Source organism: Uliginosibacterium gangwonense DSM 18521 (genome assembly GCF_000373965.1).
Taxonomy (GTDB): domain Bacteria; phylum Pseudomonadota; class Gammaproteobacteria; order Burkholderiales; family Rhodocyclaceae; genus Uliginosibacterium; species Uliginosibacterium gangwonense.
This window is the reverse complement of the sequence record NZ_KB892864.1, coordinates 185,871-202,782: the sequence shown is the minus strand read 5'-3', so window position 1 is coordinate 202,782 and position 16,912 is coordinate 185,871. Positions and strand designations below refer to the sequence as shown.

Here is a 16,912-nt window from a genome sequence, read left to right as displayed (position 1 = left end):
GCATGCGCCAGCCTTTCTTGCGAACGCTTCAAGGTGCGGCAATCACCGTATTGGCGATTGGCTTGTCCATCATATGGGCGACGGTGGCCTGGATTGTCGGGAGTGAATCCGGAGGGCGTTTCGCTGCGGCACGGGTGAGCGCAGTCTCTGGCGGCGTGCTGCGCCTTGAGGGGTGGCATGGGCGCCTGCTGGATCGTTGGCAACTGGATAGCCTCCGCTTTGCCCAGCCCGGTTTGCAGCTGGATATCCAGGGGATCAAGGCTGCCTGGCATCCGTTTCGTTTGGGCCAGCACTTGCTGGATGTCGACACGCTGCATATCCAGCAAGTAGCACTCTGGCGCACGCCATCAAATTCATCCGCGCCCGCACGTCTGCCTGTCAGCCTGAAATTGCCTCTGGATGTGCGGCTGGCGGATGTGCAGGTATCCACTTTCCGCCAAGGTAGTCTGGCGGCTGACGGGCAAAGTACGCAGGAAAGCCTTGCCTTACAGGATATTCACGCCCAATTCCAAAGTCATCGTGGCATGCTCGCACTCGATGGGCTGCAGATGCGAACCCCTTTGGGCAAGCTGGATGGACGCCTGAGTTTGGCAGATTCGCCCCCCTTTGCCCTGTCTGGCCAGATCGGGTTGCTGGCAATGCTGCAGGCACGGCCCGCCCGTATTGACACCCGTCTGCAAGGTTCCTTGGCGCATATCCAGGCGCATCTTGCCGCAAAAGAAGTTGCGGGTGAGGCCAGTGGTGCGCTCCAGGGCGAAGCGGATGTGGTAATCAAACCCTTTGAGCCGATGCCTTTGTATAGTGCCCGGCTTGCCATACAGGGACTGAATCCGGCGGCATTTTCTCCGCAGGCGCCCAAGGCCATGCTGGATGTCAGCGCACAGTTGCAGCCACGCCTGAGTGCGACGGGAAAGAATGGCCCTGCGGATTGGCAGGTCAGTGGCCCGATTGCTATCACCAATCATGCTCCTGGCAAGATCGATGAAAATGCCTTGCCTGTTGCAGCGTTGCAAACCCAGCTTGAGTGGGCAGATGGGCGGCTACGCTTGAGTCAGTTGCAAGCGCATCTGCCGAATAAAGGCATGATAATGGGGGAATTGGCCTGGATGCCCGGCAAGGCGGGGGGAACTGCTGAAGCAGCCTTGAAGCTCAAGGCAGTGAACCCGGCTCAATTCACCAGCCATGCCCAGGGCATGTTGGTGGATGGGGAGGCCCATGCGCGTGGCAACGCGCAGGCGCAGCAGTTTGGTGTTGATCTTGCCGCGCAGGGCATGCGTCTGGTGGCCGAAGGCAGGCAAGAAGGCAATGTGCTGAAAATCAGTCGGGCAGAGCTGCAGGCACGCGAGGCCAGTGCTCGCTTCTCTGGCCGACTGGCCTTGAACGGAAGCCGCGCCTACGCAGTGCAGGGGGAAGTGGAGCGCCTTGACCCGCATGCCTTCCTCAAGGATGCGCCCGCCGGGCAGATTAGTGCCAGCCTGACAAGCAGCGGTACATTGTCGCCCGCGCCAAGCGGGCAATTCGATTTGACGCTCGCCCCCAGCAAACTTGCAAATTACCCATTGCAGGGGCACGCGAAAGCTCGTTTCTCGCCAGGACGCTTGCATGAAGCGGATGTTGATGTGGATGTCATGGGCAACCGTGTGCATCTGACCGGGGCCGTTGGTGCACGCACCGATCAACTCCAGTTTCTCGTGGATGCGGCTTATCTGGAGCGCCTGGGTGGGCAATTTGGCGGTCGCGTGCATGCCCAAGGCTATGTTGGTGGCATTCCAGATGATCCGGTAGGCTCACTCAGTGCAGAAGCCTACCAGCTGCGTGCTCCAGGAGGATGGCAACTTGCAGAACTCAAGTTCAAGGCTGATTTGCAAGGCGGTGCGGGAGGGCGAACCGACGCGCATGCCCAATTACGCGATCTGGTGCAGAGTAGTGCTGCCGGTGCGCAAACCCTGCTTGCCAAGGCGAGTGTGGATTTGAGCGGTAATCGCAGCAATCACCAGTTGAGCGTGGAAGCGAGTCTGCCTCATGAGGCCAGCCTGAGTGCCAGCGCCAGCGGGGGGCTGCGCGATGGGAACTGGAATGGCTGGCTCCAGGGATTGAGCCTTACCGGGCCACTGCGGTTTGCGTTGGAAAAACCGGCCACTCTTGCTGTGTCATCCCAGCGTGTTGCCTTGGGCTCGGCACGCCTGATCAGCCAGGGGGGCGAGCAAGGGCGCATCGAATTGATGCAGACGGAATGGACGCCAGAACGCCTGTTGGCCAAAGGTAAACTCTCTGGCGTGCAACTGGGCTTCTCGCTCGACGAATATCAACGCACCGTGTTCCGTGGACGCAGCCTTCAACTGGGGGCAGAATGGGACGTGGACTTGGCGCGCCAGCATGCCAAAGGGTTAGTGCATGTTTTCCGTGAGGGCGGGGACTTTATCTTGCAGGGCGACTCCCCTGTTGCGCTGGGGTTGGAAAACCTTGACCTGAACGCGGCGATTGAAGATCAACGTCTGGCTTTGTCGGCATTGGCCAACGGGAGTCGGATCGGTGCTTTCAACGCAGTGGCCACACTGGCGCTGAGTGGGCAGGGAGCGGATACCCGTATCGATATGCGTGCACCGATGGTTGGGGTGCTGAATGCTGATATGCCCTCGATTGCCTGGTTGGGGCCGTTCGTAGATCAGAACATGCGTACCTCGGGCAGTTTGCATGGCTTATTCAACCTCACCGGCACGCCTGAAAATCCGGTGGGGGCGGGCTACCTGAAAGGCGAGGGGCTGGGGATTGTGCTCGCGGAGCAAGGCACGCGACTGGATCAGGGGAATATGCTGATCAATTTTGATGCTGCGCGGGTACGCTTGGAAAACCTGAGCTTCCGTGCCGACAACCGCATGGCTCCGCCGGACAAACGCCTGGCGGCGCCGCCTGCTGTCGGGGCTTTCAGTGGCAGCGGGGAGATTGCCTTGCCTTCGGGCAAAGGGGATTTCCAGTTCAAGCTGGATCATGTGGCTGCCTTGCAGCAGCCAGGGCAGTGGCTGATCGTGTCGGGTGATGCGCATGCCACCAGTACTTGGGATGGCCTGGATATCAACGCACGCCTGCACAGCGATACCGGGTTTGTTGGCATGGCCAAGAGTGGTGCGCCCAAGCTCTCGGATGACGTGGTGGTGCGCGGTCGGCAAAAGCCCCCACAGCGTATGCATTTGAACGCGGATATCGGCTTTGATTTTGGCGATGCATTTATACTTAAAGCATATGGCGTGGATACATGGCTGGCCGGTCAGTTGCGTATTGTGCTGGCACAAGGGGTGGTTCCGCGTGCCACGGGGTCGATCCGTACCCGCGATGGGGTGTTCAATGCGTATGGGCAACGCTTGGCCATTGAGCGGGGTGCGGTCAATTTTCACGGCTCGCTGGATGATCCAGCGCTCAATATTCTGGCCTTGCGAAAAGGTCTGGAAGTGGAGGCAGGGGTGGAGGTGACGGGTTCTGCCCAACGCCCCAAGGTCCGTCTGGTATCTGATCCGAATGTGCCTGAGCAGGAAAAACTAGCTTGGATTCTGTTTGGGCGTGCCTCTGAGGGGAGTGCTGCGGACATTGGCATGTTGCTCTCCAGCGCCGGGGCCAGTCTGGGTAGCGATGGGCCAGATTTGAGTACGAGAATTGCCAATGGCATTGGGCTGGATAGCGTGAGCATTGGCAGCGCCACCAGTACCACGCGTCGGGCTTTGCAAAGTGGTGTGGCCAACAATGCCACATCCGGGGGCTCCAGCCTGAGCAGTTCCACTTCCACCACAAGCACCAATGCAGGCGATACGATGAGTAGCCAAGTGCTGACAGTGGGCAAGCGTCTTTCAACGCGGGCGTATCTGAGCTTCGAGCAGAACTTTCTGGGGACTGAAAGCGTGGTCAAGCTCAGCTATGCGCTGTCTCGCTTTGTATCCGTTGTTGCGCGGGCGGGGACTGTAAATGGTCTTGACCTGAACTATTCGATCAGCTTCCGGTAGCTGCCGTTCAATCGTCTGGACATTTCCGGATGCATTTGAATGGTTAAGTTGTATGGCATAAATCCGTTTCAAGCGCGTGCGGCGTATCAAGTGATACGTGGCCGGCCCCGGGGTTTGCTCTGCATTTCCAGCACACCTTCGGCCTGCATGCTGACCAGGGTGCGGGAAACGGTGCTGACCGTCAGGGCTGTGATATCGGCCATGTCGCGCAGCGAGGGTAGGGTGAAACGCGATATGCGTTGGGGGGCCGTGCGCCCGGCAAGCAGCCCCACCAGACGCCGTACACGGGCAGCCGCGTCGCCACAACGCAGGGCAATCGCATCGGCGCAGCGTCGTTCGGCATCGGCCAGTGCTTTGAGCAGGGTGCCGGCTTCCGGTTGGGTTTCTGCGCCCGGCCAAGGGACGAGCACGCAGTCGGACAAGGCCGTGGCGGTGTAACTATAGCTGCCCAGCAGCAAGGTTTCAGCACCCAAGATATCGCCTTTGAGGGCGATGCCGGCAAAGGTAGCCTCGCCACGATCCTCTGTACGATCCAGGCGCACCGAGCCACTCAATATCAACCACGCAGAGCCGGTGCCGGACGCGGTGTAGATTAGCTCGCCGGTGGAGGCTTGGCGGGGAGGACTCTGATCGGAATGGAAAAAAGTGGGGCGCATGCGTTCCAGACCTCCAAGCAACCACCTGCCCCTGTTGTGGGGCGCGAAGTGTTTACCACAATTCTACCCGATTTGTTGATCATGATAAGAGGGCATGATTTCAGGTGCGGAATTCTGTCTGGTTCGTGTGAACATGTGCGATAGATCCTCTCAGCCGGCAAAGGAAAGCAAAATGAAAGAGTGGATAAGCGGTGGGTTGTCGGGGATACGCGGCAGAGGTATGGTTTTGACATGCTTTGTGGCGGCTAAACCTTTCGTCTGAATGAATTGGACGACGCCTGATGTGTGCACATAGACTGGCTTAAACAATACTAACAAGATGGGTATTGCGCCCACGTACAGTTTGGATGCGATCAGTGAAATCAAGGGGAACAAGGTGAAGAAGCATGTATTGTCTGGCATATGTGCGCATTGGCCGGGGGGCTATGCCAGCAGGTCTGGTTCGGCGGTATCGTCCCTGTTATGCTGTATAACGCTTGCCGCCTTGGTGGCGTGTGGCGGCGGCGGCGGGGCCTCGGATGGCAGTGCTGGCTCAAGTTCGAGTTCTGGCGGTGGCACGCCGTCAGGTACGACATCGAAAAATGCCATAGGGATGAATACGTGGTTCCTGAATGATTGGGATGGCAGCTTTGCCTTTGCGGACGCCATCAAGCATGCACGCCCCTGGAAGGACGCGGCTGACTGGAACAACCCCGTGGCGGGTGTCGATGCGCTGGGCTGGCCCACTGCAGATGCATCCACGGTGTTTTTCACCGGTTCTCCTAGCCAGGTCAATGGCACGTACAAACTGGTCTTCAAGGGCAAGGCCGATGTGTCTTTGCTTTGGTATACCGGTTCGGTGAGCAACAAGGTCTATAACGCGGCAACCAATACCACGACGGCAGATGTCACGATCAATAATACCGTGACGGGGTCTGGCGGCCTGGTGTTCAAAAATACACAACGTACCGCAGCCAGCGCGATCAACACGGGTTTTACCGATGTGCATTTCTATCGCCCTGGTTATCCCAGTGATGGTAGCGCAGTGTTCACGACCCCCTTCCTGAATGCTTTGGGCAAGGCCAGCGTGGTGCGGATGATGGATTGGTCTGCGACCAACCAGAATTTGACCCGGCTGTGGGCGGATCGGATCACGCCGCTGCATATGTCCAAGACCGATGTGACCTATACCACAGTGGGCGGCGTACTTGCCAATGGTTCGCTGACGACAAGTTCCACCTACGCCTCGGTGGCCGGAGTGCCGTTGGAGCATCAGATCCAGCTTTGCAATAAGCTGAAGGTGGATTGCTGGATCAACGTCCCGGTGGTGGCAGACGATACGTATGTGCGCAACATGGCCCTGGCACTGCGCTATGGTACTGATGGTACGAATCCTTACACCAGCGCACAGGCCAACCCTGTGTATCCTCCCTTGGATGCTGGCCTGAATCTGTATCTGGAATATGCAAATGAGATTTGGAATAGCGCAGGTGGCTTCAAGTGTTTCCCGGTGATCCTGGATTTGGCTGGCAATGCACCAGCAACAAGTGATTTGCTGGTGCCCGCCACCACCAGCATCTGGACCAAGATGTGGCGCTATCCAGCGTTCAGAATGTCTCAGGTCAGCAGCATTTTCCGCTCGGTGTATGGGGATGTGGCGATGATGACGCGGGTGCGTCCGCTACTCATGACGCAGCAAGGCAATGGTCAGGGCACACTTGCCGATGCCTTGAATTGGCTTGATGCGTATGCCAAACGCCAAACGCCTGCACACTCAGTCGATTATTACGTTTATGGGGCAGGGGGATCAGGGTATTACGGTGTCAATACCGAACCCGCGAACCATACAGACCTGGATGGCTTTTTCGCCAGCGGCAACTATCCCAAAACGCAGAATGTGAAGGGCTTCGGTGTTGACGCAATGTGGGCGAATAATTTCGGCCTCCAGCGCATTGCCTATGAAGGCGGGCCGAGCCTGGATAACTATACCAGCGCAGAATCACGCGCCATCAATGCCGATGCGCGGATGCAGGATATGGTGGTGAAAACCCATGATGCATGGTCAGCGCAGGGTGGCGGCTTGTTGATGTACTACACGTTGGTGGGGGCTGGGCAGTGGGAATTCACCCCGGATTTGAGCGTGACGAATTCACCCAAAATGGCGGCTCTTAATCAGTTGAACTCGCAATCTCGTGTTCCCGTCACGCTTGGGCAGGCATTGCCAGGAAGTATCATTGCAAGCAATTGGCATGACAGCTACATGGTTCGCAGTGGTTTCGATTATACCGTGACCATTGGCGGCTTGCCTTGCATAGCAGGCAATAACACGGGGTTCTGGCTGGCGTTCCCGGCGCATGCCGATCAGGCCTTTACCGGTAAACTGGTGGTCAAGGGGGCTGCCAGCAGTGCGACAAGCCTAGCGGTGTGGATCAATGGCACAAAGAAGGGGACGGTGAACCTGGCGGGGGGGAGCAGTAGCAGCCTGGTCGATAGCGCGAGCCTGGATGTGGATATCCCCTCAGGTTTCGTGGCGGTTCGCCTGGAAGTGCTCAGCGGCGGCTTTTCGCTGTACTCCATCACGGTGAATTGAGCGTTCCACGCCGCACAAAAGCACAAACCGGGGCATGCCCCGGTTTGTTGTCTTGCGTCTCCAGTATGTATTTGGCTTAAGCCTTTATTCGCCCTTGGGGGCGGAAATCATGACGTGCTGCACCAACTCGGCCAGCGAGTTGACGCCCATCTTTTCCATCACCCGGGCGCGATGGACTTCCACGGTCTTGATGCTGATGCCCAGGTCATCGGCAATCTGCTTGTTCAGCCGTCCCGCCACGATGAGTTCGAGCACTTCACGCTCACGCGGCGTGAGCTGGTCGATGCGCCGTTGCGCGTCCGCTTCCTGGCGATGCAGCTCAAACTGCTTTTGCTCGGTAGCCAGCGCATTGCGGATCAGGGCAACCATGTCTTGGTCATTGAAGGGTTTTTCAATGAAGTCGACAGCGCCTTTCTTGAGCGCGGAGACAGCCATGGGTACGTCTCCGTGGCCGGTGATGAAAATGACGGGCAGGGCCGAATGCATGGCAATCAGGCGTTCGTGCATCTCTAGCCCGCTCATGCCCGGCATGCGGATATCCAGCACCAGACAGCCGCGCATGTTGGCATGCCAAGCAGCCAGGAAGGCTTCTGCTGAAGAGAATGCGTGCGCCTTCAGGCCGGTGGATTCGAGCAGCCAGATGAGCGAATCGCGCAAAGCTTCATCATCATCGACGATATAGACGAGTTGTTCTGCTTCTGTGTGTAGAGGGATGTCTTTAGTCGAAAGAGGCATGGTCAAGGATCTTCTCCTGCGGCAACATAAACCGGAAGATACTCCCTCCGGATGGATTCGGGTCAACCCACAGACGGCCATTGTGGTATTCAATGATACTACGGCAGATGTTCAGGCCCATGCCCATGCCTTCGGGCTTGGTGGTAAAGAAGGGCGAGAACAGATTGCCCAGCTGTGCCGGGGCAATGCCGCAGCCGTTGTCGGTGACCGCAACTTCGATATAGCCTTCAACGAGCCTGGCGGCTACGTTGATATGGCGCTGTTCCATGGGGACTTTCTGCATGGCTTCAGCGGCATTCTTTACAAGGTTCATAAGAACCTGTTCAATCATGATCCGGTCTGCCATCACCATCGGCAATCCGTCTGGAATCTGGGTGTTGATTTTGGAACCCAGGCGTTTGGCTTCAATGCCTGCTATGCCAAGAGCCTCCTCAATGATGGTGGGGATGGCGACCAGGGAGCGCTGGGGCTCGCTCTTGCGCACAAAGTCCCGTACCCGTCGCACGATGTCGCCTGCCCGTGCAGCCTGGGTGCTGGCTTTTTCCATGGCACTCAGGATGTCTTCCTGGGGGCAATTGCCTTGGCGCAGACGGTTGACGCTACCCATGCAGTAATTGGAGATGGCCGATAGGGGTTGGTTCAGTTCGTGGGCCAATGTCGAGGCCATCTCACCCATGGTAATGAGCCGGGAGGTGCTTTGCAGCCGTGCTTCCTGCTCGTGGGCCAGTTGTTCTGCGTGTTTGATGGTGCTGATGTCGGTGGCAACCGCCAGACGCACAATGCGCCCGTCCACCCAGCGTAGTGCCCGTTCGCGCAGGTGGAACCAGCGCCCGGATTTGTCTTGTAGTTCGCCATCAAACAGTTCAAAGGGTAGGTCGCGGTTGGTCAGGTTGCCGGGCAGGGCCAGATATTCATCGGGCGAGGGCTGCGGCAGGGCGATGGCTTCATCGCTATCCTCGGGCTTGCCTTGGGCGGCCAGGGCGCGGTTGGCGTAGAGCAGATCGCCGCTCACTGCATCAAGTACCCCCACGTAGGCATCTAGCCCATCCAGCACTGCGATGAAGCGCTCCTGCGCGGCTTCAAGCTGGGCGCTGGCACGGCGGGATTCGGTTATATCCGTCATCGCCGTCATCCAGCCGGTTTGGTTGCCGTGAGCGTTGATCAGTGGTGAAACATGTAGGCGGATGTCCAGGCGCTTGCCATCGTCGCGGCGGATGCGCATGTCTGCCCCATCTGCCGGGGCGTCCCCAGCCAGGCTTTGGCGCAGTACCTCCCAGTTGGCGCGCATGTCACGTTCATCCCAGAAGCTAAATGGCGGGCTCTGGCCGATCAACTCTGCCGAGGGGAGGCCGGTGAGTTCGGAGAACGCACGGTTGATGTAGATGATGCGCCCAGCCATGTCGATAGCGCCCAGCCCGGTGAGCACGGAGTCTTCCATGGCCTTGCGGAAGGCGAACTCGGATCGCAGGGCATCTTCGGCAGCCTTGCGGTCGGTGACATCGTGGGCCACCGCGTAGATACGGTGTTCGCCCAACTGTGGATTGGCGCTCCAGTGCAGCCAGCGGTGGCTGCCATCGCCGCAGCGGCAGCGCACTTCGAAATTGGCGGACTGCCCCAGGGCCAGCTTTCTGAGCCCCGACCGGGCGAGGCGGTGGTCTTCCTGATGAACAAGATCAATCAGCGCTGAGCCAATCAGTTCATCCGGCTTCAGGCCCAGGATGTTGAGGAAGGCCGGATTGGTGCGTTCCAGGTGGCCGTCCAGGCTCATCACACAAAGAATATCGAGCGAGAGGGCGAAGATCAGGTCACGTTCGCCCTCCATTTCCCCGGCGCGATCATTTTGGCTCTTGGCCTTGAACAGACTCCAGGTTGCAATCACCCCAAGCGAGATCACCACGATGGCCGATAGCCAGAGCATGTCCGGGTTATTGCCCAGATTGCTGGGGAGTGCCGCGAACCAGATGACGCACAATACTACCGCCAGCAGCAATACCGGCACCGCCGAGGGGTGCCTGGAGAACAGACTGATGGCTTCCGGTTCTTGTTCGGGTTTCATCAAATCGAACGAGTTTGAGTGTGAGATTACAAAAAATATACAGGCTAACCCGTATATTGGCGCAAAATGGAGGGCTCTCTGTCAAATCTCATGCCCGTATTGCCGTGTGTCCCCGCGTTATTTCTTTTTTGAACATGGTAAGTGTTCTTGGCGCAGGATTTTACACATCGTCAGGCAGAGTCATTGAGTGTTTTGCGACAAATGCCACGCTTATCGTATAGGCGGGGGGTGATGCAGGTGTTCGCAGCAAGCGGCTGAATTATCAAGAAAAGTTGCCAGACAAAGCCTCCCAGCAACTCTTGGTGCGATGCAACATACTGATTTCGTTTTGTTTTCTGACCATTTTCCTGACAAAAAGAGTCGATTTTTTGTTGCGTATGGTGAATGGCTGTTTTATATTGTGAAAAACGCGGCTCGCCTCACTCATGTATAAGAGTTGAATGTGTGTTTGTGAGGGTGTGTGAAATGAGCTGCCAAGAGATTACAGGCTGTGTGGCCCCTGTCCAGGTAACTGGCTGGGGCCGTTCCCTCTGCGACCGTGTGTGGCGCTGTTGGCCCTCCGGTGCGTTAAAACCCAAAACAAGGAGAGAAGTCGATGGCAGCTGTGCCCCATGTGCTTCTGCAGTCCGATGCGGACCGTCAGGAGACTCAGGAATGGTTGGACGCGCTCAGTGGCGTAATTACCCAAGAGGGCAAGGAACGTGCCCGTTACCTGATTGAACGCTTGATTGAAGATGCGCGTGAAGATGGGGTGGACATTCCATACAGCGCCAGCACGTCTTACCTGAATTCAATCGCCACGGTTGATCAGCCCAACTACCCCGGCGACCCGGAAATCGAACTGCGTATCCAGGCCTATCTGCGCTGGAACGCGGTGGCGATGGTGGTACGTGCCAACAAGCACACCAACGTGGGCGGGCACATTGCTTCCTACGCTTCGTCCGCCACGCTGTACGACGTTGGCTTCAACTGGTTCTGGCATGCTCCGTCTGCTGAACACGGCGGCGATCTGGTCTACTTCCAGGGTCACTCCATCCCCGGTATCTACGCTCGCGCCTTCCTGCTGGGCCGTTTGACCGAAGAACAACTGGAAAACTTCCGTCAGGAAGTGGGTGGCAAGGGCTTGTCCTCGTACCCGCACCCTTGGCTGATGCCGGATTTCTGGCAATTCCCCACCGTGTCCATGGGTCTGGGCCCGCTGGCCGCCATCTATCAAGCCCGCTTCATGAAGTATCTGGAAGCGCGCAACCTCGCCAAGACAGCCAACCGCAAGGTGTGGGCCTTCATGGGCGACGGCGAAATGGACGAAGTCGAATCCCGTGGCGCCATTGGTGTGGCGGGGCGCGAGAAGCTCGACAACCTGATCTTCGTGATCAACTGTAACCTGCAGCGTCTGGATGGCCCAGTGCGTGGCAACGGCAAGATCATTCAGGAACTGGAATCCGAATTCCGTGGCGCTGGCTGGAACGTGATCAAGCTGGTGTGGGGTTCCGCATGGGATGCCCTGTTTGCCCGTGACCCGCAAGGTCTGCTCAAGCAGCGGATGATGGAAGTGGTCGATGGTGAATACCAGACCTACAAATCCAAGAACGGCGCTTGGGTGCGTGAGCACTTTTTCAACACGCCGGAACTCAAGGCCCTGGTGGCCGATTGGTCTGATGACGACATCTGGCGTCTGAACCGTGGCGGTCATGACATCGTCAAGATTTTCGCGGCCTACAAGCAAGCCGTGGAGCACAAGGGCCAACCGACCCTGATCCTGGCCAAGACCATCAAGGGCTTTGGCATGGGCGAATCTGGCGAAGCCCAGAACACCAGCCACCAGCAGAAGAAGATGTCGCTGGATGCGCTGCGCGCCTTCCGTGATCGCTTCCACATCCCGGTGCCGGACGACAAGATCGAAGAGCTGCCCTTCATCAAGTTTGAAGAAGGCTCGCCGGAACTGAACTACATGCGCCAACGGCGCATGGAGCTGGGCGGCTACCTGCCTGCCCGTCGTCGTACTGCCGAAAAGCTGGCTGTGCCCGAACTGCCCGCATTTGAAGCCCTGCTGAAGGCTTCCGGCGAAGGCCGTGAGTTCTCCAGCACCATGGCGCTGGTGCGGATCTTCAACACCCTGCTCAAAGATAAGCAGATTGGTCGCCACGTGGTGCCCATCGTGGTGGATGAATCCCGTACCTTTGGTATGGAAGGCATGTTCCGCCAATACGGCATCTGGAACCAGGGTGGCCAGCAATACGTACCGCAAGACCATGACCAGTTGATGTTCTACAAGGAAAGCGTCGACGGCCAGATCCTGCAAGACGGTATCAACGAAGCAGGCGCCATGGCTGACTGGATTGCCGCCGCCACCGCATATTCCGCCCATGGCGTGCCGATGATCCCGTTTTACATCTTCTACTCGATGTTCGGCCTGCAACGCACCATGGACCTGTGCTGGGCTGCCGGGGATTCGCGCGCACGCGGCTTCCTCATCGGGGGCACAGCCGGGCGCACCACGCTGAACGGCGAAGGTCTGCAGCACGAAGACGGTCACTCTCACGTGCTGGCTCACACCATCCCGAATTGCAAGAGCTACGACCCGACCTTCTCCTACGAAGTCGCGGTGATCTTCCAGGATGGTCTGCGTCGCATGTACGTGGAACAGGAAGATGTGTACTACTACCTGACCGTGATGAACGAGAACTACGAGCACCCGGAGATGCCTGCCGGTGCCGAAGCCGACATCATCAAGGGCTTGTACAAGTTCAAGAGTGGCGTGGCCAGCAAGGCACCGCGCGTGCAACTGATGGGCTCGGGCACCATCTTCCGCGAAGTGATCGCCGCTGCTGACCTGCTGCGCACCGACTGGGGCGTGGAATCCGACATCTGGGGCGCACCGAGCTTCAACGAACTGGCCCGTGATGGTCAGGACGCCGAACGCTGGAACATGCTGCACCCGCTGGAAACCCAGCGTCTGCCGCACGTCACCGCCAAGCTCAAGGATGTACAAGGCCCGGTGATCGCCGCGACCGACTACATCCGCCTGTATGCCGAACAGATCCGTGCCTATGTGCCGGGCAAGTTTGTGGTGTTGGGTACCGACGGTTTTGGCCGTTCCGACACCCGCGAAGCGCTGCGTCAGCACTTCGAAGTCAACCGCCACTGGGTGGTGCTGGCTGCCCTCAAGGCGCTGGCCGACGAAGGCAAGATCGAACGCGAGAAGCTGGCCGCTGCGATGCTCAAGTATGGCATCGACGCCAACAAACCGAACCCGATGACCGTATGAGTTAAGGGATGAACTGTGCGCCGTGGCGGCTGTGACCGCCAGGGCGCACAGGTACATTTGCGCCATCCCTCCCTCATCACTTAGGAAGAGAAGAACACATGAGTCAACTCATCGAAGTTAAAGTACCCGATATCGGCGACTTCAAGGATGTGCCCGTCATCGAGGTACTCGTCAAGGTCGGTGACACCATCCAGGCAGAAGACCCGCTGCTGACCCTGGAATCCGACAAGGCCACCATGGAAGTGCCGTCTTCGGCTGCTGGTGTGGTCAAGGAAGTACGCGTCAAAGTGGGTGACCGCGTGGGCGAAGGCCACGTGGTTGTGGTGCTGGAAGCCGCAGGCGCTGCTGCTGTTGCAGCGTCCGCTCCGGCTGCCGCCCCTGCACCTGTCGCAGCACCCGCAGCAGCAGCTCCGGCGGCGCCCGCTGCTGCCCCGGCCGCAGCTTCTGCAGTTGTGGAAGTGAAGGTCCCCGATATCGGGGATTACAAGGATGTTCCCATCATTCAGCTGTACGTGACAGTTGGCAGCACGATCAAGGTGGATGAGCCGATTGCCACGCTTGAATCCGATAAGGCCACGATGGATGTGCCTTCGACGGTGGCTGGTGTGGTCAAGGAAGTACGCGTCAAGGAAGGTCAGCGTGTAGGCGAAGGCCACGTGCTGGTGCTTGTAGCTACAACAGGTGCCGCCCCCGCAGCAGCTGCTGCGCCAGCCCCGGCTGCCGCTCCGGCCACGGGTGCAGCGATGGCTGCTCAAGCCGCTGCTCCTGTGAGCGCACCGCGTGCCACTGCCGAAGCTGGCAAGACCCACGCCAGCCCGGCGGTGCGTCGCTTCGCCCGCGAACTCGGTGTGGATGTCAGCAAGGTGCCTGCCACGGGTCCGAAGGGCCGTCTGCTGCAGGAAGACGTGCAGAACTTCGTCAAGGGTATTCTGGCGCAAGTCGCGTCGGGCGCCTTGTCTGCCGCTCCTGCGGGTGGTGTTGCAGGCGCTTCGGTGGGGGGGCTGAGTGTGCTGCCCTGGCCGAAGGTCGACTTTGCCAAGTTTGGCGAAGTGGAAACCAAGCCGCTGTCGCGCATCAAGAAGATTTCCGGTGCGAACCTGCACCGCAACTGGGTGATGATCCCGCACGTCACCAACCATGACGACGCAGACATCACCGAGCTGGAAGCCTTCCGCGTGCAGATGAACAAGGAAAACGAGAAGAGTGGCGTCAAGCTCACCATGCTCGCTTTCATGATCAAGGCTGCCGTGGCTGCACTCAAGAAATTCCCCAGCTTCAATGCCTCGCTCGATGGCGATAACTTGGTGCTTAAGAAGTTCTATCACATCGGTTTTGCGGCAGATACACCCAATGGCCTGATGGTGCCGGTCATCAAGGATGCGGACAAGAAGGGCGTGATTGAGATCGCCAAGGAAATGGGCGAACTCGCCAAGCTGGCCCGCGAAGGCAAGCTCAAGCCCGACCAGATGCAAGGCGGTTGCTTCTCCATCAGCTCGCTGGGCGGGATTGGTGGTACGTATTTCACCCCGATCATCAATGCGCCTGAAGTGGCGATCATGGGCGTGTGCAAGTCGCAAACCCGCCCGGTGTGGGACGGCAAGCAATTCGTGCCGCGTCTGATCCTGCCGTTATCCCTGTCTTGGGATCACCGCGTGATCGACGGTGCCGAAGCCGCCCGTTTCAATGCCTACTTTGCCGGTGTGCTGCAAGACTTCCGCCGCGTGATGCTTTGAGGATCGAGACAAGATGAGTCAATTGATTGAAGTGAAAGTCCCGGATATCGGGGACTTCAAGGATGTTCCTGTCATCGAGGTGTTCGTCAAGCCAGGTGACTTCCTCAACGTCGATGATCCGATTGCCGCGCTGGAATCCGACAAGGCTACGCTGGAAGTGCCTTCCACCGCAGCCGGTACGATCAAGCAGGTTTTGATCAAGGTCGGTGACCGTGTGGGCGAAGGCAGCGTGCTGCTGATGCTGGATGCCGTCTCCGGCGCTGGTGAAGCCAAGCCCCAAGCTGCCACGGCCCCTGCGCCCGCACCTGTGGCCGCCTCCCCGCTGGTTGCGCCTACTGCTGGCAGCTATGCCGGTACGGTGGATCTGGAATGCGAAATGCTGGTGCTGGGCGCTGGCCCTGGCGGGTATTCCGCCGCGTTCCGTTCGGCTGACCTCGGGATGAAGACCGTGCTGGTCGAACGGTATAGCACGCTGGGCGGGGTGTGTCTGAACGTGGGGTGTATCCCCTCCAAGGCACTGCTGCACGTGTCCAACGTGATTGAAGAAGCCTCGCACTTTGCCAGTGTCGGCGTGGCCTTTGATGCGCCGCAGATCGACCTGGATCGCCTGCGCAGCCACAAGGAAAAAGTCATCGGCAAGCTCACCGGCGGTCTGACTGGCATGGCCAAGGCCCGCAAGGTTGAAGTGGTGCGCGGCTACGGCAGCTTTATCGACCCGCATCACTTGCAAGTCGAACTGACTTCTGGTGAAGGGCAGGATCGTTCCGGCGAGAAGAAGGTGATCCGCTTCCAGAAGGTGATCATCGCTGCGGGTTCCCAATCCGTGAAGCTCCCCTTCCTGCCGGAAGACCCGCGTATTGTTGATTCCACCGGCGCGCTGGAACTGCGCTTTGTGCCCAAGCGCATGCTGGTGATCGGCGGCGGCATTATCGGCTTGGAAATGGCGACGGTGTATTCCTCGCTCGGCGCCAAGATCGACGTGGTGGAAATGGGCGACGGCCTCATGGCTGGTGCTGACCGCGATCTGGTCAAGGTGTGGGAAAAGCTCAACCTGCAACGTTTTGAGAAGATCATGCTCAAGACCCGGACGGTGGGTGTGACCGTGCGTCCTGATGGCTTGCTGGTCAAGTTTGAAGGCGAACAGGCTCCTGCCGAAGAACAGAAGTATGACCTCGTGCTGGTAGCCGTCGGCCGCAGCCCGAATGGCAAGAAGATCGGCGCTGAAAACGCTGGTGTGATCGTGACGGATCGCGGCTTCATCCCGGTCGACAAGCAACAACGCACCAACATTGCCCACATCTTCGCCATTGGCGATATTGTGGGCCAGCCCATGCTGGCGCACAAGGGCGTGCATGAAGGTCACGTTGCGGCGGAAGCCGCTGCGGGCGAGAAGGCGTTCTTCGATGCCAGCATCATTCCTTCGGTAGCCTACACCGAGCCTGAAGTGGCCTGGGTGGGCGTGACCGAAATCGAAGCCAAGAACACTGGCCGCAAGATCGGCGTTTCCAAGTTCCCGTGGGCAGCTTCTGGTCGTGCGATTGCCAACGGCTGCGATTACGGCTTTACCAAGCTGATTTTCGACGAAGAAACTCATCGTATCGTGGGCGGCTCGATTGTCGGCCCCAATGCGGGCGACATGATTGGCGAAATCGCGCTGGCGATTGAAATGGGTTGCGACCCCGTGGATATCGGCAAGACCATCCACCCGCACCCGACACTGGGTGAAACGGTGGGGATGGCCGCCGAAGTCTTTGAAGGGGTGTGTACCGATTTACCGCCGATGAAAAAGAAATAGCCTGGTTGATCAAAATCAAAAAAAAGCCGCTTTAAGCGGCTTTTTTATTGTCTATTGATTGATGAAGTTGAGGTTGAGATTTTTTATAAGTATTTGTTTCAAGTATTC

At 58.4% G+C, this 16,912-nt stretch carries 8 protein-coding genes; 5 read left to right on the top strand and 3 right to left on the bottom strand.

Annotation, left to right across the window (positions count from 1 at the left end; all coding sequences use genetic code 11):
* Positions 1 to 2 precede the first annotated feature (2 nt).
* Complete coding sequence (locus B145_RS0118405) at positions 3 to 3,992, top strand: translocation/assembly module TamB domain-containing protein (RefSeq protein ID WP_018609317.1); 3,990 nt, start codon at positions 3 to 5, stop codon at positions 3,990 to 3,992.
* Positions 3,993 to 4,078: 86 nt separating this feature from the next.
* On the opposite strand, the gene B145_RS0118400 is transcribed toward B145_RS0118405, so the two are convergent.
* The gene (locus B145_RS0118400; RefSeq protein WP_018609316.1) at positions 4,079 to 4,648 is read right to left on the bottom strand and encodes a Crp/Fnr family transcriptional regulator; all 570 of its coding nucleotides are present in this window, start codon (positions 4,646 to 4,648) and stop codon (positions 4,079 to 4,081) included.
* A 376-nt stretch (positions 4,649 to 5,024) separates the two neighbouring features.
* On the opposite strand from B145_RS0118400, the gene B145_RS0118385 reads away from it, so the two are divergent.
* Positions 5,025 to 7,217, top strand: coding sequence for a hypothetical protein (locus tag B145_RS0118385; RefSeq protein WP_211209876.1), 2,193 nt, complete (start codon positions 5,025 to 5,027; stop codon positions 7,215 to 7,217).
* Positions 7,218 to 7,301: 84 nt separating this feature from the next.
* On the opposite strand, the gene B145_RS0118380 is transcribed toward B145_RS0118385, so the two are convergent.
* The gene (locus B145_RS0118380) at positions 7,302 to 7,952 is read right to left on the bottom strand and encodes a response regulator transcription factor (protein WP_018609312.1); all 651 of its coding nucleotides are present in this window, start codon (positions 7,950 to 7,952) and stop codon (positions 7,302 to 7,304) included.
* A complete protein-coding gene (locus B145_RS26260; RefSeq protein ID WP_018609311.1) occupies positions 7,936 to 10,008 on the bottom strand; it encodes a PAS domain-containing sensor histidine kinase in 2,073 nt (690 codons plus the stop codon). Before B145_RS26260 ends, B145_RS0118380 begins: the two co-directional genes overlap by 17 nt.
* 595 nt (positions 10,009 to 10,603) lie before the next feature.
* On the opposite strand from B145_RS26260, the gene aceE reads away from it, so the two are divergent.
* The 3 genes from aceE to lpdA all read left to right on the top strand — a co-directional run bounded on the left by aceE (position 10,604) and on the right by lpdA (position 16,804).
* Positions 10,604 to 13,276 carry a pyruvate dehydrogenase (acetyl-transferring), homodimeric type gene (gene aceE / locus B145_RS0118370; protein ID WP_018609310.1) on the top strand — a complete coding sequence of 891 codons (2,673 nt, stop codon included), beginning with the start codon at positions 10,604 to 10,606 and terminating at the stop codon, positions 13,274 to 13,276.
* Positions 13,277 to 13,374: 98 nt separating this feature from the next.
* The gene (aceF, locus tag B145_RS0118365; protein ID WP_018609309.1) at positions 13,375 to 15,009 is read left to right on the top strand and encodes a dihydrolipoyllysine-residue acetyltransferase; all 1,635 of its coding nucleotides are present in this window, start codon (positions 13,375 to 13,377) and stop codon (positions 15,007 to 15,009) included.
* Positions 15,010 to 15,022: 13 nt separating this feature from the next.
* Positions 15,023 to 16,804, top strand: a complete 1,782-nt coding sequence (gene lpdA, locus B145_RS0118360) for a dihydrolipoyl dehydrogenase (RefSeq protein ID WP_018609308.1) — start codon at positions 15,023 to 15,025, stop codon at positions 16,802 to 16,804.
* Positions 16,805 to 16,912 lie beyond the last annotated feature (108 nt).